Genomic DNA, 17,430 nt, shown 5'->3' on the forward strand with positions numbered 1-17,430 from the left:
TATCGCCTCAAGAAGTTCCGACACTACCGCAGCAGCTACTGGCGCTGGTCAGCTGAACGTGCTGACGTAATCGACTAGTTCCAACCGGGCCAATGCGGTTCGGCTTTCTCACACGCTGACACCCAGTCTGCAAGCTCTTGCAGCTTCTCTTGAGCCTCAGCAGCATCAATCTCACCCTTGTCGATCAGCCCCCACAGATGCTCCATGAACGCGCCGATGTTGCTCGGGTAGTTCATATTGTCTTGATCGAAGTTGCCGTACAGAAACGGATGACATTCTTTATCGCAGTCGCCGTAGATGGCGTTTGCTCTGAGGTGCCAGCCAGTCGCAGTCTTTGAAATGCGATAGGTGGTTTCGTTTTTCCAGCGGTTTGTGTACACACGAAATGTCATGTCGTTCATGTTGTCTCCCTTAATGAAGTCTTCATGGTAACCATGATCAGTTGCTGCTTATAGGGAAATAAGTACAGAAAGCACACTTTAAAAAACATGGCTGACGTGAAACGCACTTAAGAAAAAGAGCATGGGGTAGCAAACACAAAACGAGTGAGTAAAAATATATACACGCTCGTTGCCGTATCAAATTTTCAAATCATCCTCCGGTGTTCGCAATTTCCTTCATTTGTTCGAGTGTATGTCTGCCTTTTGGCGTCAGCTTAGCTGAAGCGAGCTTAATGTAGACTAAATCTCGTTCTTCCAATCTAATCAGAAGTGGCGTTACCTCTGAGGCGTTTCGCTCTAAGAAATTGCCGATGTCGATTGATGTTGGTTCTCTTTGCACATCATCGGCAAGGTAGAAGAGAATCTTCAGTTCATCAATGGATAAAGGGGGAGGGTGTCCCGAATTTTGTGTAAACGGGGCGAGCGTTAAGTCTTGGGCATTCTCTCCTCGAACTGGATGGTAAACCGGGTCAATGCAGCCTTCCAGTCTCTAAGCGGCATCGTCCATTTCTTGCTGATGTTGGCCAGTGCCAGATAGAACAATTTCAGCAGCGCATCGTCGCTCGGAAACGATCCCCGGTTCTTGGTGACCTTGCGCAAGCTCATGTTCACCGACTCGATGGCGTTGGTGGTGTAAATGATGCGCCGTATCTCCGGCGGGTAGTCAAAGAACGGCGTGATGCGTGCCCAGTTGCTCCTCCAGGACTTCACGATGGTCGGATAGTCGGCACCCCACTTGTCATCGAACTCCTGCAGCCGGATTTGGGCTTCGTCCACAGTGGCGGCGGCATAGATGGTTTTCAAGTCGGCAGCAATGACCTTGCGCAGTTTCCAGCTCACGTAATTCAGGCTGTGGCGCACCATATGCACCAGGCACAGCTGGACGGCCGTCTTGGGATACACGGCCTCAATGGCATCAGGAAAGCCCTTCAAGCCATCCACGCAGGCAATGAAGATGTCCTGTACCCCCCTGTTCTTAAGCTCAGTCACCACTTGCAGCCAGAACTTGGCGCCCTCGGTCTGGGCAATCCACAGGCCCAAAATCTCCTTCTCACCGGTCATGCTGATGCCCAGTGCCAGGTACACGGCTTTGGTACGCACGGCCCCTGCGTCACGGGTTTTGACGTGGATGCAGTCCAGGTAGACGATGGGATACAGCGCGTCCAGCGGTCGGGCCTGCCAGGCTTTGGCCTCATCCATGACAGCATCCGTGACCGATGAGATCAGCGTGGGTGAAACTTCAGCCCCGTACATTTCCTCCAGATGGCTCTGGATTTCACGCACGGTCATGCCACGGGCATACAGGGACAGGATTTTCTCGTCAAAGCCGCTCCAGCGGGTCTGGTGCTTGGTGACGAGCTGAGGCTCGAAGCTGCCGTGACGGTCACGGGGGATCTCTATGGGCAACTCGCCAAAATCGCCCTTGAGCGTTTTCTTGCTTTTGCCGTTGCGGGTGTTTCCCGCCGGGTTGGCAACGCTCTCATTCTTGGCGTGGCCCAGGTGTTCAGCCATCTCGGCTTGAAGGGCTCGCTCCACCAGTTTCTTGGTCAGAAGCTTCAATAAGCCGTTCTCTCCAATGAGGTCTTCAGGTTTCTTGTAATCAGCCAGCAGGCTGTCGATCAATTCGTTTGTGACGGTCATTTATTTGCATTTCCATTGGAGTGCAGCAGTTTCCTGCCAATTGACCGTTTACACAAAAGTTCTTACACCCCCAAAGGGGCAATTTCTCTTAGCAAAGTCTCGGTTGCTAGATTTTTCCTCAGCCCGAACGCAATGAGAAAATCACTTGCTTTTTTACGGGCTTCAATGTGAGACGAGTTTCGATAGTTAATGCTGTCGTGCACCATCTGACGATTGGTTTCCGCAAGATCACTTGCTGACTTCCGCAACTCCTTTAGCTCAGACTCTGCTGCAGTAAGTGCATTGCGCAGACTGTTGACCTCATCCCTTGCCGTCGAGGCTTCAAGTTCTACAGCAGTAAGCTTTTCCTCATATCTACGGACAAGCGCATTTACTTCATCAACCGTGCGCACTCTGTCCTTCTCAATTTCCTTTACCTCGTTTGCAATCTCGATTTGACGCTTGCGGTAGAAGCTCACCACCTTCCTAGTGAGGTACGGATAAGCGAACACGTAGAGCAGCGTCGTTAGAGCTGGATAGACGAAGGCACTGCCCCAGAACGCATCTGGAGGCATGCACAGTGCATCAGTCAGTAAACACCAATCATTGCTGCGTGGATACAGCTCTGCAATCGCGTCGAACTTCTCAGCTGAAGTCCCGTCATTGAACAGCACCACAAAGAACTTGTAGTTCCAAGCTGCCCAAGTCAGAAAGAATGCTGAGGTGAGCGGATTTGTGCTGCGCTCATTAGCGTAAGCGACAAGTGACGCCCACAAGTCCTTGATGGTTTCCATGCCGTCCCCCTGAATTTTTTAACATCATAGTCATAGCGTGCCCGCGCAATCCAGCGCATTCACGTCTGTGCTTCCCGGATCACATAGATATTTCAAGCGACATTAGGTGCTCGTGCCTGTTGGCCGGTGATTGTCTGGTGGCAACTTACTTTGTTTTGCGTCGCCCAAAATAAAATAAGCAAAGAAAAAACGACCTGATGGTCTGGGTCCCTCCGCTTCGCTGCGGGCAACCTGCGGTGCTCGACAAAAGCGGGGTCTCGCTCGAACTCGCCTTCGGCTCAGACAATCGCGATCCCTGATCCGCTTTTGTCTGCGCTCCTCGGCCCAGCCCGACGGTTGGGGGGCGAAGACAGAGATCCGAATACAGACACCGGGCACCCATCCGGAGTGCAGGAAGCGCAAAGCGCTTCCTGCACGGGAATCCCAACAGACCGCCATGTTTGCACGCGAGCGCAGCGCACGCGGCCAAATGAGGCTCCCTTCTCTCGCCCAGCGGGGCGAGGGAAGGGCGGGGGGTTGGGAGTGGGGAGTTGAAACTACCGTCGCAAAACCAAACGGGGACGCAGCGTGATGCCCGAGTCCAATCGGGCGAGCGTGTGTGGGCGCCGGTGCAATCAGCGCAGACCCGCTCCACCCGTGTCACCCTTGCGCTCAATGAGTTCGATCTTGTAGCCATCCGGATCAGTGACAAAAGCAATCACCGTGGTGCCGCCCTTGACCGGCCCGGCTTCGCGCGTCACGTTGCCGCCGGCCGCCTTGATTTTTTCGCAGGCGGCGTAGGCATCGGGCACGCCCAGTGCGATGTGGCCGTAGGCGGTGCCCATCTCGTAGCTGTCGATGTCCCAGTTCCAGGTCAGCTCGATTTCGGCCTGGCCCGGGTTGCCGCCCTCGTAGCCGACAAAGGCCAGGCTGTATTTGTATGCCGGATTTTCCGACGTGCGCAGCAGCGTCATGCCGAGCACCTGGGTGTAGAAATCAATCGAGCGTTGCAGGTTGCCAACGCGCAGCATGGTGTGCAGGAGTCTCATCGTGTCTCGCTTCCTTCCTTGTGAACAGGTGTTGGCATTGTCCGGCAATCCCAAACACCCGGCGCCGCCGCGGACAATGGTCGGCTCCCGGGGCGGCATAATGGCCGGCAATTCATCGCACCCCTTCTTCATGCCCTTGTCTTGCCCGACCGATCAGCCCCGTGACTGGCTGTGCTCCACCCGCCTGCTCGATCTTGATGATCCCAAACTCCGCATCCAGGCCATGCGCATCACGCAGCTGGCGACCACGCCAACCCGGAAAGCCGTGGCCGTTCATGACTTCGTCAAGTCGCTGCCTTTTGGCTGCGTGGCCGGTTTCGACCATGTGCCGGCGGCGGCCGTGCTGAAAGCCGGGCGTGGCGATTGCCACACCAAAGGCACGCTGTTTGTGGCCATGCTGCGATCGGTCGGCGTGCCGGCCCGGCTGCGTTTCGTGACGCTCTCCAGCGCCTTCCTCAAGGGCATCATCGACGTGCCGCAGAGCACCATCACCCATGCCGTGGCAGAGGTTTACCTCGACGACCGCTGGATACAGACCGACACCTACGTGACGGACTCCCTGCTGGAGGCGCGGGCCGCGCAGTTGCTGAGCCAGACCGGTGGTCTGGTGGGCTACGGCATCCACGTCAGGGGCCTGCATTTCTGGGATGGCCGGCATGCTGCGCATGCGCAGTACAGCGTTTCCGACCCGGCCAGCCTGCCGCTGCACGACTGGGGCGTGGCGCACGACCCCGAACATTTCTACAGCAGCAAGGCTCATGCGGAGCTGGCGCTCGGCTGGCTGACGCGCGCCAAATGGATGCTCGCCGCCGCGTTGGTGAACCGGCGGGTGGAGCAGGTCCGCACCCCGTCCAGGCCGGCGGGCCAGCCCGTCTAGCCACGCTTTCCCGTGCGGGGTCAGGCCGCTTTAGGCGGCGGCACCTCAAACACCAGGCAGGTGGTGGTGGCGTGGGCATACAGCTTGCCGTCCGGCCCGACGATGCGGGCTTCGGCGGTGGCCATTTGCCGGCCGCAGTGGAGGACCGTCCCGATGGCCCGCAGCGGCCCGGTTTTGTGCGATGCCGCCCGCACGATGTTGACGCCGAGTTCTGCCGTGGTGTAGGCGCGGCCGGCCGGCATCATGGTGTGCACTGCGCAGCCCAGCGCCGAGTCCAGCAGTGTGGCGTACCAGCCGCCATGGACAGTTCCCAGCGGGTTGTAGTGCTTGAGCTGAGGTGTGCCCTGGAACACGGCTTTGCCGGGGCCGACCTGCACCAGCGAAAAATCCAGCGTGTCGGCAATGTGCGGAAAGGGCAGCTCACCGGCCAGCATGGCCTGCATGATTTCCAGCCCGCTCTTGCTGGCCACCATGGCGGGATCGGCCAGGCCCGGTTTGCCGCCACCGGCCAGCATGCGTTCGACGACGGCGCTGCGTTCCTCGTTCCATAACGCCAATGTTTCTTCCGGGGTCATTGCTTCTCCTTTGATTGCACCTGCAACAATTGCAGCTACAATTATCGCATGTCCAGAAAATCCGATGCCGCCACCCAGGCCGAACTGAAAGCCCTGGGCTGCACCAACCTGAAGCTGCGCCAGCTGATGCGGCGCGTGGCCGCGTATTACGATCTCGAGATGGCGAAGGCGGGCCTGAAGACCACACAGTATTCGCTGTTGTCCCATGTCGTCAAACTCGGCCCCCTGCGTCCCGGCGAACTTGCGCAAAGCATGAAGGTCAGCGCTTCCACCCTGACGCGCAATCTCAAGCCCCTGATCGAGGCCGGCTGGATCGAACTGGCCGCCGGCACCGATGCGCGCAGCCGCAGTGTGGTTATCACAGCGGCAGGCCGTGCCAAACGCGAGGAGGCCCGCCATCGCTGGAAGGTGGCCCAGGAGGGCCTGAACCAGCTGCTGGGCGCGCAGCGCGTGCTGGCGCTGCATGGCCTGATCAATGAGTCGCTGGAACTGCTGTCCCCGATTGCAACCGGATCCGGAGCCGATGATGAATAAGCCTTTCTCTTCTTCCTCTTCCTCGTCGTCTGCCCGGCGGCATGTCGCGCTCTGGCTGGTGCTGCTGGCCGCGGCCGGCACCTTTGCGCTGACCATGGGTGTGCGCCAGACCATGGGCCTGTTCCTGTCGGCGCTCAATACCTCAACCGCGCTGGGCATCGGCAGCATCAGCCTGGCTTTCGCCTTCGGCCAGTTGTGGTGGGGGTTGACCCAGCCTTTTGCCGGCGCCGTGGCCGACCGCATCGGCACCGGCCGCGTGATCTTCCTGGGCGTGTTGCTGGTGGCCACAGGCACCATCCTCACGCCGCTGATGACCAGCACGGCGGGCCTGATTTTTGCCATCGGCGTGCTCGCCGCGGGTGGTGCTGGCATGGCCGGCCCGTCGGTGCTGATGGCGGCAACCGCACGCCTGGTGCCGCTGGAAAAACGCGGCTTCGCCAGCGGCATCGTCAATGCGGGGGGCTCTTTCGGCCAGTTCGCGATGGCGCCGATCGCGATTGGCCTGACGGCGGCCGTCGGCTGGGCCAACGCGATGCAGTGGCTGGGTGTGCTGATCTTGCTGGCGCTGCCGGCGGTGTGGGTGCTCCAGGGCAACTCGAAGGCCCTGGCGGCGCAGGCCGCGGCGGCCTCCGGCAAGAAAGCGCTGAGCGCCCGCCAGGCGATTCGCCAGGCGCTGGCCACGCCCAGTTACCGCTACCTGAGCCTGGGGTTTTTCGTTTGCGGATTCCACGTTGCGTTTCTGGCCACGCATTTGCCGGGTGTGGTGGCCGCCTGCGGCCTGCCGCCGGAGATCGGCGGCTGGGCGCTGGCCATGATCGGCCTGTTCAACATCGTCGGCAGCCTGGCCATGGGCTGGGCCGTGGGCCGCTGGCGCATGAAGTCGCTGCTGGCGCTGCTGTATGCGACGCGTGGCATCGCGGTGCTGGTCTTTCTGCTGGCGCCGAAAACACCGGCCGTGATGCTGGTGTTCGCCGCCGTCATGGGCGTGACCTTTCTCTCGACGGTGCCACCAACGGCGGGTCTGGTGGCCAAGATGTTCGGTACGGCCAACATGGCCATGCTGTTCGGCATCGTGATGCTGGCGCACCAGATCGGTGGTTTTTTCGGCGCCTTCCTCGGCGGTTATGTGTTCCAGGCGACCGGCAGCTACGACTGGGTCTGGTACATCGACATCGTGCTGGCCGCGGGGGCCGCACTCGTGAACCTGCCGATCCGCGAGGCCGTGCTGCCGCGTCAAGCGAAGGCCGCAGCATGAGATTGCTCCAGGTTCCGTGTGTGGCGCACGGTATTTTCAAGTTGGGGCCGCGGATCTGGCTTTGCCAGTCCGCAGGCGCAGCGGCCCCCTCGGGGGGCAGAGAGTTACACGGAGTGAACGAACGTGGGGGCTGATCTCGACCCGCGCACGCGGCTGCTGCTCGAAGCGCCGATTGCCCCGACCCTGCTGCGCCTGGCCGCACCCAATGTGCTGGTCATGCTGGCGCAGGCCGGTGTCGGGCTGATTGAAACCTACTTCGTCGGCAAACTCGGCACCGACGCGCTGGCCGGCATGGCCCTGGTGTTTCCGGTGGTGATGCTGATGCAGATGACCTCGGCCGGTGCCATGGGTGGCGGCATTGCCTCGGCCATCGCGCGGGCACTCGGGGCGCGCCGGCGCGACGATGCCGATGCGCTGGTACTCCACGCGCTGGTCATCGCTGCGGTGTTTGCGCTGCTGTTCACGGTCGCGGTGCTGGGCGGCGGGCGCTGGCTGTATGCCCGCATGGGCGGCACCGGCGGCGCGCTGGAGGCGGCCATGGTGTATTCCAACTGGGTGTTTGCCGGCGCGGTGCTGGTGTGGCTGTTCAACACGCTGTCGGCGGTGATTCGCGGCACCGGCAACATGGCGGTGCCGGCCAATGTCACGGTGCTGGGTGCGCTGGTGCTGCTGCCGCTGTCGCCCCTGCTGATTTTCGGCTGGGGCCCGCTGCCCGCGCTGGGCATCGCCGGTGGCGCCATTGCGCTGCTGGCCTACTACCTGGTGGGCAGCCTGGTGCTGGCGGCTTATTTGTGGTCGCCCAAAAGCCTGCTGCGCCCCTCGCTCGCTCGCATCCGGTTTCGCTGGATTTTGTTCAAGGACATCCTGCGTGTCGGCCTGGTCGGCACGGTGTCCACGGTCGCCACCAACCTGGCCATCGGCATCACCACCGCGCTGGTCGGCGGCTTCGGCACCGCGGCGATCGCCGGTTACGGCACGGCGTCGCGGCTGGAGTATCTGCTGGTGCCGCTGGTGTTCGGTTTCGGTGCCCCGCTGGTCGCCATGGTCGGCACCTGCATGGGCGCCGGCCAGCGTGAGCGCGCGCTGCACGCCACCTGGATAGGCGCGGGCATGGCCTTCCTGATGACCGAAGCCATCGGCCTGTGGGCCGCGGCGTTTCCGAGGGCCTGGCTGTCGCTGTTCAACAGCGACCCGGCCATGATCGAAGCCGGCAGCGCCTACCTGCGGGTGGTGGGGCCGGTCTACGGCTTCTTCGGCCTCGGCCTGGCGCTGTACTTTGCGTCGCAGGGGGCGGGACGGCTGCTCTGGCCGGTGCTCGGCAACCTGGCGCGGCTGGCGGTGGCCCTTGCCGGCGGCTGGTTGGCGCTGCGCTGGGGCGGCGGCCTGGCCGGCGTTTTCCTGGCGCAGGCGGTGGCACTGGTGCTCTACGGCGTGCTCAACGCCTGGGCGGTGGCTGGCGGCGCCTGGTTTGGCGGCATCGGCTGGCCGCGCAGCACGGCGGGCTTGCTGAAAAGAATGCCACGCGCCGGGGCTTGAAGCAAAAAATGCCTCCAGCCCAGTAACCACGGGCGAAAGCAGCTATGTATTCTGTAGCAGATGGCTGCAGCCTTCAAGCCGGTGGCGTGAAGGCCGCACGGGCTGCCAGCGCCTGCGCGCGGCTGGCGCAACCTTCGAGGTGGTCGTTGACGAGGCCCATGGCCTGCATGAAGGCGTACATCGTGGTCGGCCCGACAAAGGTCCAACCGCGTTTCTTCAGGTCCTTGGACAGGGCTGTCGAGGCAGGGGAGCTGGGCATGGCCCGCGCGGTCTCCAGCGTGATGCGCTCGGGCCGGCTCGCAGCGTCGGGTTCCAGCCGCCAGGCATAGGCGGCCAGCGAGCCGAACTCGCGGCGCAGTTCCAGGACACGCCCCGCGTTGTTGATGGCCGAGGCGATCTTGCCCGCGTGCCGCACGATGCCGGCATCGCCGAGCAGGCGCCGGACATCGGCGGCATCAAAACACGCCAGCTGCTCGGCATCGAAGTTGGCGAACGCGCTGCGAAAGGCTTCGCGCTTGTTCAGGATGGTCAGCCAGCTCAGGCCGGCCTGGAAACCTTCCAGGCAGATCTTTTCAAACAGCCGGCGTTCATCGGCGACCGGAAAGCCCCATTCGGTGTCGTGGTAGTGGCGGTACAGCGGCGTGGCCTGGCACCACGTGCAGCGCGTGCAGGAGGTTTCATCGGTAAACAGGCCAGGGGCGGGGGCATCAGCGGGCATTGGTCATCCAGTGGTCAGGCCCGGCAGGGCGTCGTTGTTCCATTCAGCCCAGCCACACGCCCAGCCAGACCGCAGCGATGACCAGCACCAGCCCCGGCACGATACGCGCCGCGTAGGCGGTACCGCCGGCGTGGAAGGCCACAACGGCCTTCATCAGCGCGTTGGTGCTCAGGCCGGCGAGGATGGGCCACAGCGCGGCGTCCGCCGGCAGCTTGCCGGCCGCGACCAGCGAGGCGACCGAGGCGGCGGTCGCATGGGCATCGACCAGACCGGTGACTGCGGCCGCCAGCAGGGTACCGCGTTCGCCCAGCCAGGCGCTGAGCGCTGCCGACAGCAGCAGCACGACGCTGACGATGGCGGCAAACGCCAGCGCGGTCTTGAGGTCGAAGGCCCGGCCCAGGTCCGGCTTGTCCGGATGGCCGGCCGCCGGTGCGCCGCGCGGAAAGAACAGCAGGCTGTAGGCGCAGGCCGCCAGACTGCCGAGAACCAGCGGCCACCTCAGCGGGTCCAGCAGTGCCGGCTGCACCGCCGCCACCACGACCGCCAGCTGCACCATGGTGGCCAGGCTGGAGAGCACCGCACCGGCGATGGCCCCGTCCGCCTGGGGGCCCGATCCGGCCGCGCGTGTGCCCATGGCATGAATGGTGGCCGTGCTCGAGATGAAACCCGCCGCGAACCCGGCCAGCGGCAGGCCGTAACGCGGACCCAGTGCGCGCGTCGCCACGTAGCCCAGCGCGCTGACAGCCATCACCAGCACGACCAGCTGGGTGATGGCATGGGGATTGATGGCGCCGAAGGGGCCCAGGAAGCGGTCCGGGGCCAGCGGCAGGGCGATCAGGGCCGCCGCTGAAAACAGCAGGGCGTCGTGCAGCTCGCGCTCGGTCAGCACGCTGCGCACGAAATGGTGAAGGCGGTTGCGTGCCGCCAGCAGCGCCGCCAGCGCCGCGCCCACACCGGCTGCCAGGGCCGGGTTGCGCATCGCCAGCCCGCCCAGCAGGCAAGTCAGCAGCAGGGCGATCTCGGTGGTCATGCCCGGGTCTTTTTCCCGGGTGCGCTGGTAGGCCACGACGGCCAGTGCGCCTGTGACCAGGGCGACCACCCCCAGCAACAGGCCGCCGCCCAGCAACACCCCGACGGCGCCCAGCACCGAGGTCACTGCAAAAGTGCGTATGCCGGCCGCGCCGCGCGTCGGCCCGCTGCCTTTGCGGCGTTCGCGCTCAGCGCCGACCAGCAGGCCAATGCCCAACGCCACGCTGAGGCCCAGCAGGGTGGAAAAATCAGGCAAGGACGGCATGGCGGCAGTGTAAGGGCGCGCGTGCGCCCGGCTCTGCCGGAAACGCGGAGAGGGTTGCGGGCAGACCCATCAAGCAGAGGCAGCCAACCGCGCCTTGCGCAGCCGCAGCGTGTTGCCGATGGCGGACACCGCGCTCAGGCTCATCGGCAGGGCTGCGATCGCCGGCGACAGCAGCCGGCCGGTGAAGGGGTAGAGCAGGCCCGCGGCGCGTTCGCAGATCTCGGCCGCGCTTCGCGGGAGGGGGTGGACAGCCGGATCGTGCTTCAGGCGGACCGGCTGCTGTCGCGATCGAGCAGGGCCTTGCGCTCTTCATACTCCGCCACGGTGATGTCGCCACTGGCCAGTCGCCTGCGCAACACCTCCTGCGGCGTTTCGCGCCGGTCACCTCCGCGGTCCATGTAACGGCCCTGGCCGGAAAGAAAAACCCCGACGAGAAGGACCAGCAGAACCAACAGCCCCAGCCATCCCAGCCCATGCATGCCCATCATGTAGCCACTGCCGTCAAACAGGCTGTACATGCGCTGACCTTCTCAGGTTTTCGCGGCGCCGCCGGGTGCCGCCATCAGCGCCGAGCGGACCCGCTGGAGGCGGCTGCGCACCTCGTCGGCCACCCGGGCCACCTCGGGGTCGTCGGTCATCTGCATCACTGCCACCGGGTCCATGAAGCCCACGGTGAAGCTGCCGTCGTCATCTTCACGCACGATCACGTTGCAGGGAAGCAGCAGCCCGATGTCGGGCTGGGCCGTCAGGGCGCGATGCGCCAGCGGCGGATTGCAGGCACCCAGGATGCGGTAGGGCCGCACATCGACGCCCAGCTTGGTTTTCATGGTCGCCTGCACGTCGATGTCGGTCAGCACGCCGAAGCCTTCGGCCTTGAGAGCCTCGGTCGCACGGGTCACCACATGGGCAAAGCTATTGTCGTCCGGTTTGCAATAAAAGCCGTAAGCGGCGCCGGCGGAGGACGCGGCGGAGGACGTGGTGCTGGGGGTCATGGTTTCTTTCAGGGTTTGGCCGGCGGCGGGGGCAGCCGGTCCATCATCATCTGCATCATGGACTGCATCATCTCCATGCGTTTTTCCATCCATTGCTGGCGTGCCGCCGGGTCGCCGGCCATGGGGCCCGGGCCGGGACCCATCATGCCTCCCATGGCGCCGGGACCCATGCCACCCATCATGCCCATGCCTTCCTGCATGAGTTTTTGCTGCTCGGCCATCAGGGCATTGCGCTCCTCGGGCGTCCTGGCGCGCGACACTCTGTCATGCATGGCACGCATGGCCATCATGTGGTCGTCCATGCGCGCCATGGGGCTGCCGGGACCGGCCATGGGCATGGCTTGGCCCGTTGCTGAAGCCATGTGACCGTAGCGTGTTTGGGCGCAACCGGTCAAGCCCAATGCAGCGGTGACTGCGATGATCGAAACCAGACGAAATGACATCATGGCGAACTCCAGAAGGTGAGCTGCAAGTCTATTGAATCTGGTCATTTTTTGGCAATTCCCCTGCGCGCTTCCATGATCTATGTCAACGGGAAGCGGGAAGCTCTCCCGGACCCTGGCCGGGCTTCTAGACCGCCACGGTGTAATTCAGGGTCATGCGCCCACCGTCGACCACCACGATCTCGCCGGTGATGTAACTCGCCGCATCGCTGGCCAGGTAGGCCACGGTGTCGGCGATCTCTGAGGGTTGGCCCAGGCGTTTCATCGGCGTGCGGCTCATGATGCGGGCCGTGGCCTCGGGGCTGGTCAGCACCGCTTTGGCGGCCAGCTCGGTGGCAATGGTGCCGGGCGCGACCGCGTTCACGCGTACACCCTTGTCGGCCAGCGCCAGCGCCATCACGCGGGTGAGCTGGTTGATGCCACCCTTGCTGACGTTGTAGCTGGCAATGGTCGGAATGGTCAGCACGGCGTTGACCGAACTCATGTTGATGATGCTGCCCTTGCCCGCGCCGGCCATCACGCGCGCCACGGCCTGGCCCACCAGGAACGAGCCCTTGAGGTTGATGCGCAGCACGGCGTCGAAGTCGGCCTCGGTGACCTCCAGAAAATCGGCGGCCCTGAAAATACCGGCGTTGTTGACCAGCACGTCGATGCGGCCGTGCGCGGCCATGGTTTGTGCCACCAGCGCGTCGACCTGGGCCTTGTCGCCGACGTCGCAGTGCACGTACAGGCCGCCGAGTTCGCTGGCCAGTGCCGCGCCGCGGCTGTTGTCAATGTCGGCAATGACGACCTGGGCTCCCTCGCGCGCAAAGCGCCGTATGCAGGCCTCGCCGATGCCCTGGGCGCCGCCCGTGACCAGGCAGACGCGGCCCGACAGCCCGAATGAAATGCCTGCGGAAGATGTGGGTGAAAGTGTGCTCATGCCGCGATATTACCAGCGCAGGCAGCTATGAATTTGGTAGCGTTTTCAGCAACTTCCGCGGCCGCCATGCCGGGCTTGTAGAGCGCCGAGCCGATGCCGAAGCCGCTGGCGCCGGCCGCGAAATAAGCCGCCATGTTGTCCGGCGTGATGCCGCCCACCGGCAACACCCGGGTGGCGGCCGGCAACACGGCGCGCAGCGCTTTCAGCACGGCGGGGGTGATCATCTCCGCCGGGAAAATTTTCAGGCCGGTGGCGCCGCACTCCAGCGCGGCAAAGGCTTCGCTGGCCGTCATCACGCCGGGCAGGCAGACCAGGCCCAGCCGCACGGCTTCGCGCACGACGGCCGGGTTGAAGTTGGGCGACACGATGAGCTGGCCGCCCGCCGCCTGCACATTACGAACATCCTCCACGCTCAGCACCGTGCCGGCGCCGACCAGGGCCTGGGGACAGGCGGCGGCCAGGGCCGCAATGCTGTCGAGCGGTTGCGGAGAATTGAGCGGGACCTCGATCAGCGTCCAGCCGGTGGACAGCAGCGCCTGGCCCACCGGCACGGCCTCGGCGGGACGCAGGCCGCGCAGGATGGCGACCAGCGGCAGGGTCTGCAGGGCGGCGGCAAATTTTGGGGAAGCGTTCATGGGGTCATGGGTTCATGGAAGAGAGGGGGCAGGCAAGGTGTCGGCAATGGCACGCAGGCCGCGCCAGGTGGCACTGGCGCCCACGCGACTGACCGTCACGCCCAGCTGCGCCAGCGCCTGTTCATAACGCGCGGTCAGCGCCTCTGCACCCATGAGCACCACTGCATCGCCGCGCTGCAGGTTCTGGGCTTTGAGTTCTTCGCCGATGACCAGCCCCGACAGGTAGCTGGGCAGGGCCTCAGGCGCCATGCGCTGGAACAGCGACAGCGTGCGCGTGCTGAAGGCCGTGTGCAGCAGGCCGGGGCCGGCCAGCGCGCGGGTCACGCCTTGCCCGAAGGCGGCTGTGTCAGCCGGCGGCTCCTCCGCAGGCAGTGTGCGCGCCAGAATCGAGTGCTGGCGCAGCAGGGCGTAAAACTCGCCGGTCATCCAGGTCGAAAAGTCCGTGATGCGGCCGCCGGCGACCGTGACCCATTTGCTGTGGGTCCCCGGCAGCACCAGGCGCGCATCGGTGAGGCCCAGCAGCAGCAGGGCACCGACGATCTGCGTTTCCTCGCCGCGCATGACATCGGGAACGCCGTTGGTGCCGATGCTGAGGCCGGGCACGATGGCGATGCGGCCCGGCTCCAGCCATTCAAGCCGGGCGGCAATGTCGCTGAAGCCGGCTGGACAGGCGCAGTAGGGCGCTTCCCGCCAGCCCTGCTGGCTGCCGGCCATGCCCGAGATCAGGCACAAGGTGCCGGCCGTCATCCAGTCGCCAAACGCGTTGTCAAAAACCGCCGGAAAGTCGCCTGCCGCCACGCTGAGGATGCCGCGCGCCAGGGCGCGTTCTGCCAGCACCTGGCCCTCGGGCCCGACCAGCGCCCCGCGCAGCGACGAGGTGCCCCAGTCGACCGCCAGCAACCGGCGGCCGTTCATACGGGCTGGGTGCAGGGCGCGGCGTCAGGCCTGCCGGTGCGCATGGTTCAGGACATGCCCAGCAGGGCACCGGCCGGGTAGGCGGGGCTGCGGCAATCCTCGATGTACTGTTCAATGATGGCCTTGAAGGACGCATCGGGCTTCAGGCCCAGCGCATGCGCCCGATCGGCGCTGGCACCGCGTGCCCAGTTGGCCACGATGCCGGCGATGCGTTCGTCGCGCTCGAAGCGCACCCGCCGGCGGACCGCGGGGCCGGCGACCTCTTCCAGGGCCTGCAGCATCTCGCCGACGCTGACATTCAGACCAGGCAGGTTCAGTGCCAGGCGACCGCCCATGGCTTGCTGGCTGGCCTCGAACACGGTGATCAGGCCGTGCACCGTGTTCGACGGCGAGGACACCGGGTGTGTGACGCTGGCATCCACCGGGCAGGTGGTTTCCTCGCCGGCCAGGGGTTCGCGGATGATGCCGCTGAAAAACGAGGACGCCGCGCCGTTGGGTTTGCCTGGGCGCACGGTGACCGTCATCAGGCGCGCCGAGCGGCCATCGACAAAACCCTTGCGGGTGTAGTCGGCAATCAGGTGTTCACACACCAGCTTGTGCATGCCGTAGGAGGTCTGCGGCGACGGCAGCGTGTGGTCGCTCACGAGGTCGGGCAGCGGGTTGGATGCGTCCGGGCCGAAGACCGCCACCGAACTGGCGAACACCAGCCGCGGGGCATTACCGGCCTTTCGCAGGCCGTCGAGCAGAAGGCGGGTGCTGTCGAGGTTGGAGCGCAGGCCCAGGTCGAAGTCGAGCTCGCACTCGCCTGACACGGCCGAGGCCAGGTGGAACACGGCGTCGAAGCCGCTGGCAAACAGCTCGGCCTGATTGAGCAGCGGGCCGGTGTGCACCCGCACCCGCTTGTCGGCCGCCAGATCGGCGGGTGGTGCAAACATGTCGGCAATGTGCAGTTCGTCAATGGTCTGGCCGTCGAGCCGGTCTTTCTTGAGAATGGTGCGGGCCAGCCTGGCGCCGACAAAGCCGGCGCCCCCTGTGATGAGTAATTTCATGTCAAGCCTTGTAAATCAGTGGTTGTCGCGCGGCACGAAGGAGCCGCGTTTGCCGACCAGGAAGTCCAGGTCCACGCCCTCGTCGGCCTGCAGCACATGGTCGACATACAGCTTCCAGTAACCCGAGGACAGCGGCGGCGGCGGTGCGGTCCATCCGGCCAGGCGGCGCGCTAGCTCCTCGTCGCTGATGTGCAGATGCAGCTTGCGCAGCGGCACGTTGAGCTCGATCAGGTCGCCGTTCTGCACAATCGCCAGCGGGCCGCCGGCGGCCGCTTCCGGCGCGGTGTGCAGCACCACGGTGCCGTAGGCGGTGCCGCTCATGCGGGCGTCGCTGATGCGCACCATGTCGGTGATGCCCTTGCGCAGCACCTTGGGCGGCAGCGGCATGTTGCCGACCTCGGCCATGCCGGGGTAACCTTTCGGGCCGCAGTTTTTCAGCACCATGACACAGGTCTCGTCGATGTCGAGGTCCTCGTCGTCGATGCGTGCGTGGAAGTCCTCGATGTTTTCAAACACCACCGCGCGCCCGGTGTGCACCATCAGCGCGGGCGTCGCCGCACTCGGCTTGATGACCGCGCCGCGCGGCGACAGGTTGCCGCGCAGCACGGCAATGCCGGCCTTGTCCTTGAACGGCGTGGCCAGCGGCATGATCACTTCGGTGTTGTAGTTTTGCGCGTCGGCGATGTTGGCGCCTATGGTTTGCCCGTTGGCGGTGATGGCGCCCAGGTGCAGGTGCTGCGCAATTTCCTTCATCACCACCGGCAGGCCGCCGGCGTAACAGAAGTCTTCCATCAGGAACTTGCCGGAAGGCTGCAGGTTGACCAGGCAGGGCAACTCACTCGCCAGGCGGTCAAAGTCGTCCACCGTGAGTTTCACGCCGATGCGGCCGGCCATCGCAATCAGGTGGATCACCGCGTTGGTGGAGCCGCCAATTGCAGCCAAGGTCTTGATGGCGTTTTCGAAGGCCTCGCGGGTCAGGATTTTCGAGAGTGTCAGATCCTCATGCACCATCTCGACCGCGCGGCGCCCGGCCATGCGCGCCAGCACATTGCGCCGGCCATCGACGGCCGGGTAGGCCGCGTTGCCCGGCAGGCCGATGCCCAGCGCCTCGACCATGCTGGCCATGGTGCTGGCCGTTCCCATGGTCATGCAGTGGCCGTGGCTGCGGTGCATGCAGCTTTCAGCTTCAAAAAAGTCGGCGAGCTTGAGTGTGCCCGCGCGCACCTGCTCGCTCATGCTCCAGACACCGGTGCCCGAGCCGAGCTCCTGGCCGCGCCATTTGCCGCTGAGCATGGGGCCGCCGCTGACGCCCACGGTCGGCAGGTCCACGCTGGCCGCACCCATGACCAGCGAAGGCGTGGTCTTGTCGCAGCCCATCAAGAGCACCACGCCGTCGATCGGGTTGCCGCGAATGCTTTCCTCCACGTCCATGCTGGCGAGGTTGCGGTACAGCATGGCGGTCGGGCGCAGCAGGGTTTCGCCGAGCGACATGACGGGGAACTCGAGCGGGAAGCCGCCGGCCTCGTACACGCCGATCTTCACCTGCTCGGCAATCGTGCGGAAATGGGAATTGCAGGGCGTCAGTTCGCTGAAGGTGTTGCAGATGCCGATGACGGGCCTGCCGTCGAACTGGTCATGCGGCACACCCTTGCCCTTGACCCAGCTGCGGTAGGCGAAACCGTCGCGGTCCTGGCGGCCAAACCATTGCTGGCTGCGTAGCTCTTCGGGTTTCTTCCGGGGGGTCTTGGGGTCGGTCATAGGGAAAATCCTTAATTGATAAACATATTATCGTCATACCATTGC

19 protein-coding genes are annotated in these 17,430 nt (G+C 64.4%); 4 read left to right on the forward strand and 15 right to left on the reverse strand.

Translation table 11 applies throughout. The features are described from left to right. Positions 1 to 74 precede the first annotated feature (74 nt). The 4 genes from B7G53_RS12320 to gloA form a co-directional block, all read right to left on the reverse strand. Positions 75 to 401: a hypothetical protein gene (locus tag B7G53_RS12320; RefSeq protein WP_096668032.1), complete on the reverse strand. Its 327-nt coding sequence runs from the start codon at positions 399 to 401 to the stop codon at positions 75 to 77. A gap of 465 nt (positions 402 to 866) precedes the next feature. Beyond that, complete coding sequence (locus tag B7G53_RS12325) at positions 867 to 2,081, reverse strand: IS256 family transposase (protein ID WP_096668034.1); 1,215 nt, start codon at positions 2,079 to 2,081, stop codon at positions 867 to 869. 62 nt (positions 2,082 to 2,143) lie between these two features. Continuing rightward, complete coding sequence (locus tag B7G53_RS12330; protein ID WP_096668036.1) at positions 2,144 to 2,854, reverse strand: hypothetical protein; 711 nt, start codon at positions 2,852 to 2,854, stop codon at positions 2,144 to 2,146. Positions 2,855 to 3,468: 614 nt separating this feature from the next. After that, complete coding sequence (gene gloA / locus B7G53_RS12335) at positions 3,469 to 3,882, reverse strand: lactoylglutathione lyase (RefSeq protein ID WP_096668038.1); 414 nt, start codon at positions 3,880 to 3,882, stop codon at positions 3,469 to 3,471. Positions 3,883 to 4,012: 130 nt separating this feature from the next. Between gloA and B7G53_RS12340 the strand changes: the two genes are divergently transcribed. Continuing rightward, entirely contained in the window at positions 4,013 to 4,759 is a 747-nt protein-coding gene (locus B7G53_RS12340) for a transglutaminase-like domain-containing protein (protein WP_176491351.1), read from the forward strand. Between the two features lie 20 nt (positions 4,760 to 4,779). Here B7G53_RS12340 and B7G53_RS12345 read toward each other — a convergent pair whose 3' ends face one another. Beyond that, positions 4,780 to 5,334, reverse strand: a complete 555-nt coding sequence (locus B7G53_RS12345; RefSeq protein WP_096668042.1) for a PaaI family thioesterase — start codon at positions 5,332 to 5,334, stop codon at positions 4,780 to 4,782. A gap of 48 nt (positions 5,335 to 5,382) precedes the next feature. Between B7G53_RS12345 and B7G53_RS12350 the strand changes: the two genes are divergently transcribed. The 3 genes from B7G53_RS12350 (at position 5,383) to B7G53_RS12360 (ending at position 8,659) form a co-directional block, all read left to right on the forward strand. Continuing rightward, positions 5,383 to 5,868 carry a MarR family winged helix-turn-helix transcriptional regulator gene (locus B7G53_RS12350; protein WP_096668044.1) on the forward strand — a complete coding sequence of 162 codons (486 nt, stop codon included), beginning with the start codon at positions 5,383 to 5,385 and terminating at the stop codon, positions 5,866 to 5,868. Then, on the forward strand, positions 5,861 to 7,123 hold the full coding sequence (locus B7G53_RS12355) for an MFS transporter (RefSeq protein ID WP_096668046.1): 1,263 nt from the start codon (positions 5,861 to 5,863) through the stop codon (positions 7,121 to 7,123). The genes B7G53_RS12350 and B7G53_RS12355 overlap by 8 nt, the downstream gene beginning before the upstream one ends. Positions 7,124 to 7,246: 123 nt before the next feature. Continuing rightward, on the forward strand, positions 7,247 to 8,659 hold the full coding sequence (locus tag B7G53_RS12360; RefSeq protein ID WP_096668048.1) for an MATE family efflux transporter: 1,413 nt from the start codon (positions 7,247 to 7,249) through the stop codon (positions 8,657 to 8,659). A 73-nt stretch (positions 8,660 to 8,732) separates the two neighbouring features. Here the strand turns inward: B7G53_RS12360 and B7G53_RS12365 are convergent, their stop codons facing one another. The 10 genes from B7G53_RS12365 to B7G53_RS12410 all read right to left on the reverse strand — a co-directional run bounded on the left by B7G53_RS12365 (position 8,733) and on the right by B7G53_RS12410 (position 17,385). After that, a complete protein-coding gene (locus B7G53_RS12365) occupies positions 8,733 to 9,377 on the reverse strand; it encodes a DNA-3-methyladenine glycosylase I (RefSeq protein WP_096668050.1) in 645 nt (214 codons plus the stop codon). Between the two features lie 43 nt (positions 9,378 to 9,420). Next, on the reverse strand, positions 9,421 to 10,671 hold the full coding sequence (locus tag B7G53_RS12370; RefSeq protein ID WP_096668052.1) for an MgtC/SapB family protein: 1,251 nt from the start codon (positions 10,669 to 10,671) through the stop codon (positions 9,421 to 9,423). A 263-nt stretch (positions 10,672 to 10,934) separates the two neighbouring features. Next, positions 10,935 to 11,189 (reverse strand): SHOCT domain-containing protein, encoded by a 255-nt coding sequence (locus B7G53_RS12375; RefSeq protein ID WP_255249993.1) that lies wholly within the window; start codon positions 11,187 to 11,189, stop codon positions 10,935 to 10,937. 12 nt (positions 11,190 to 11,201) lie between these two features. Beyond that, positions 11,202 to 11,663, reverse strand: coding sequence for a DUF302 domain-containing protein (locus B7G53_RS12380; RefSeq protein ID WP_096668054.1), 462 nt, complete (start codon positions 11,661 to 11,663; stop codon positions 11,202 to 11,204). An 8-nt stretch (positions 11,664 to 11,671) separates the two neighbouring features. Further along, on the reverse strand, positions 11,672 to 12,109 hold the full coding sequence (locus B7G53_RS12385) for a hypothetical protein (protein ID WP_096668056.1): 438 nt from the start codon (positions 12,107 to 12,109) through the stop codon (positions 11,672 to 11,674). Positions 12,110 to 12,233: 124 nt separating this feature from the next. After that, a complete protein-coding gene (locus B7G53_RS12390; RefSeq protein WP_096668058.1) occupies positions 12,234 to 13,028 on the reverse strand; it encodes an SDR family NAD(P)-dependent oxidoreductase in 795 nt (264 codons plus the stop codon). Beyond that, positions 13,025 to 13,663 (reverse strand): 2-dehydro-3-deoxy-6-phosphogalactonate aldolase, encoded by a 639-nt coding sequence (locus B7G53_RS12395; RefSeq protein WP_096668060.1) that lies wholly within the window; start codon positions 13,661 to 13,663, stop codon positions 13,025 to 13,027. Before B7G53_RS12395 ends, B7G53_RS12390 begins: the two co-directional genes overlap by 4 nt. Positions 13,664 to 13,675: 12 nt before the next feature. Beyond that, the gene (locus B7G53_RS12400; protein WP_096668062.1) at positions 13,676 to 14,578 is read right to left on the reverse strand and encodes a 2-dehydro-3-deoxygalactonokinase; all 903 of its coding nucleotides are present in this window, start codon (positions 14,576 to 14,578) and stop codon (positions 13,676 to 13,678) included. Between the two features lie 47 nt (positions 14,579 to 14,625). Then, positions 14,626 to 15,627, reverse strand: coding sequence for a D-erythronate dehydrogenase (gene denD / locus B7G53_RS12405; protein WP_096668064.1), 1,002 nt, complete (start codon positions 15,625 to 15,627; stop codon positions 14,626 to 14,628). Between the two features lie 15 nt (positions 15,628 to 15,642). After that, on the reverse strand, positions 15,643 to 17,385 hold the full coding sequence (locus B7G53_RS12410) for an IlvD/Edd family dehydratase (RefSeq protein WP_096668066.1): 1,743 nt from the start codon (positions 17,383 to 17,385) through the stop codon (positions 15,643 to 15,645). Between the last annotated feature and the right edge of the window lie 45 nt (positions 17,386 to 17,430).

It is taken from the genome of Polaromonas sp. AET17H-212 (assembly GCF_002379085.1).
Taxonomy (GTDB): domain Bacteria; phylum Pseudomonadota; class Gammaproteobacteria; order Burkholderiales; family Burkholderiaceae_C; genus Polaromonas.

Excerpts from the sequence above, each read along its gene's own strand:
- B7G53_RS12320 (WP_096668032.1), bottom strand. The coding sequence starts at position 401 with ATGAACGACATGACATTTCGTGTGTACACAAACCGCTGGAAAAACGAA.
- B7G53_RS12325 (WP_096668034.1), bottom strand. The coding sequence starts at position 2,081 with ATGACCGTCACAAACGAATTGATCGACAGCCTGCTGGCTGATTACAAG.
- B7G53_RS12330 (WP_096668036.1), bottom strand. The coding sequence starts at position 2,854 with ATGGAAACCATCAAGGACTTGTGGGCGTCACTTGTCGCTTACGCTAAT.
- gloA (WP_096668038.1), bottom strand. The coding sequence starts at position 3,882 with ATGAGACTCCTGCACACCATGCTGCGCGTTGGCAACCTGCAACGCTCG.
- B7G53_RS12340 (WP_176491351.1), top strand. The coding sequence starts at position 4,013 with ATGCCCTTGTCTTGCCCGACCGATCAGCCCCGTGACTGGCTGTGCTCC.
- B7G53_RS12345 (WP_096668042.1), bottom strand. The coding sequence starts at position 5,334 with ATGACCCCGGAAGAAACATTGGCGTTATGGAACGAGGAACGCAGCGCC.
- B7G53_RS12350 (WP_096668044.1), top strand. The coding sequence starts at position 5,383 with ATGTCCAGAAAATCCGATGCCGCCACCCAGGCCGAACTGAAAGCCCTG.
- B7G53_RS12355 (WP_096668046.1), top strand. The coding sequence starts at position 5,861 with ATGAATAAGCCTTTCTCTTCTTCCTCTTCCTCGTCGTCTGCCCGGCGG.
- B7G53_RS12365 (WP_096668050.1), bottom strand. The coding sequence starts at position 9,377 with ATGCCCGCTGATGCCCCCGCCCCTGGCCTGTTTACCGATGAAACCTCC.
- B7G53_RS12370 (WP_096668052.1), bottom strand. The coding sequence starts at position 10,671 with ATGCCGTCCTTGCCTGATTTTTCCACCCTGCTGGGCCTCAGCGTGGCG.
- B7G53_RS12375 (WP_255249993.1), bottom strand. The coding sequence starts at position 11,189 with ATGTACAGCCTGTTTGACGGCAGTGGCTACATGATGGGCATGCATGGG.
- B7G53_RS12380 (WP_096668054.1), bottom strand. The coding sequence starts at position 11,663 with ATGACCCCCAGCACCACGTCCTCCGCCGCGTCCTCCGCCGGCGCCGCT.
- B7G53_RS12385 (WP_096668056.1), bottom strand. The coding sequence starts at position 12,109 with ATGATGTCATTTCGTCTGGTTTCGATCATCGCAGTCACCGCTGCATTG.
- B7G53_RS12390 (WP_096668058.1), bottom strand. The coding sequence starts at position 13,028 with ATGAGCACACTTTCACCCACATCTTCCGCAGGCATTTCATTCGGGCTG.
- B7G53_RS12395 (WP_096668060.1), bottom strand. The coding sequence starts at position 13,663 with ATGAACGCTTCCCCAAAATTTGCCGCCGCCCTGCAGACCCTGCCGCTG.
- B7G53_RS12400 (WP_096668062.1), bottom strand. The coding sequence starts at position 14,578 with ATGAACGGCCGCCGGTTGCTGGCGGTCGACTGGGGCACCTCGTCGCTG.
- denD (WP_096668064.1), bottom strand. The coding sequence starts at position 15,627 with ATGAAATTACTCATCACAGGGGGCGCCGGCTTTGTCGGCGCCAGGCTG.
- B7G53_RS12410 (WP_096668066.1), bottom strand. The coding sequence starts at position 17,385 with ATGACCGACCCCAAGACCCCCCGGAAGAAACCCGAAGAGCTACGCAGC.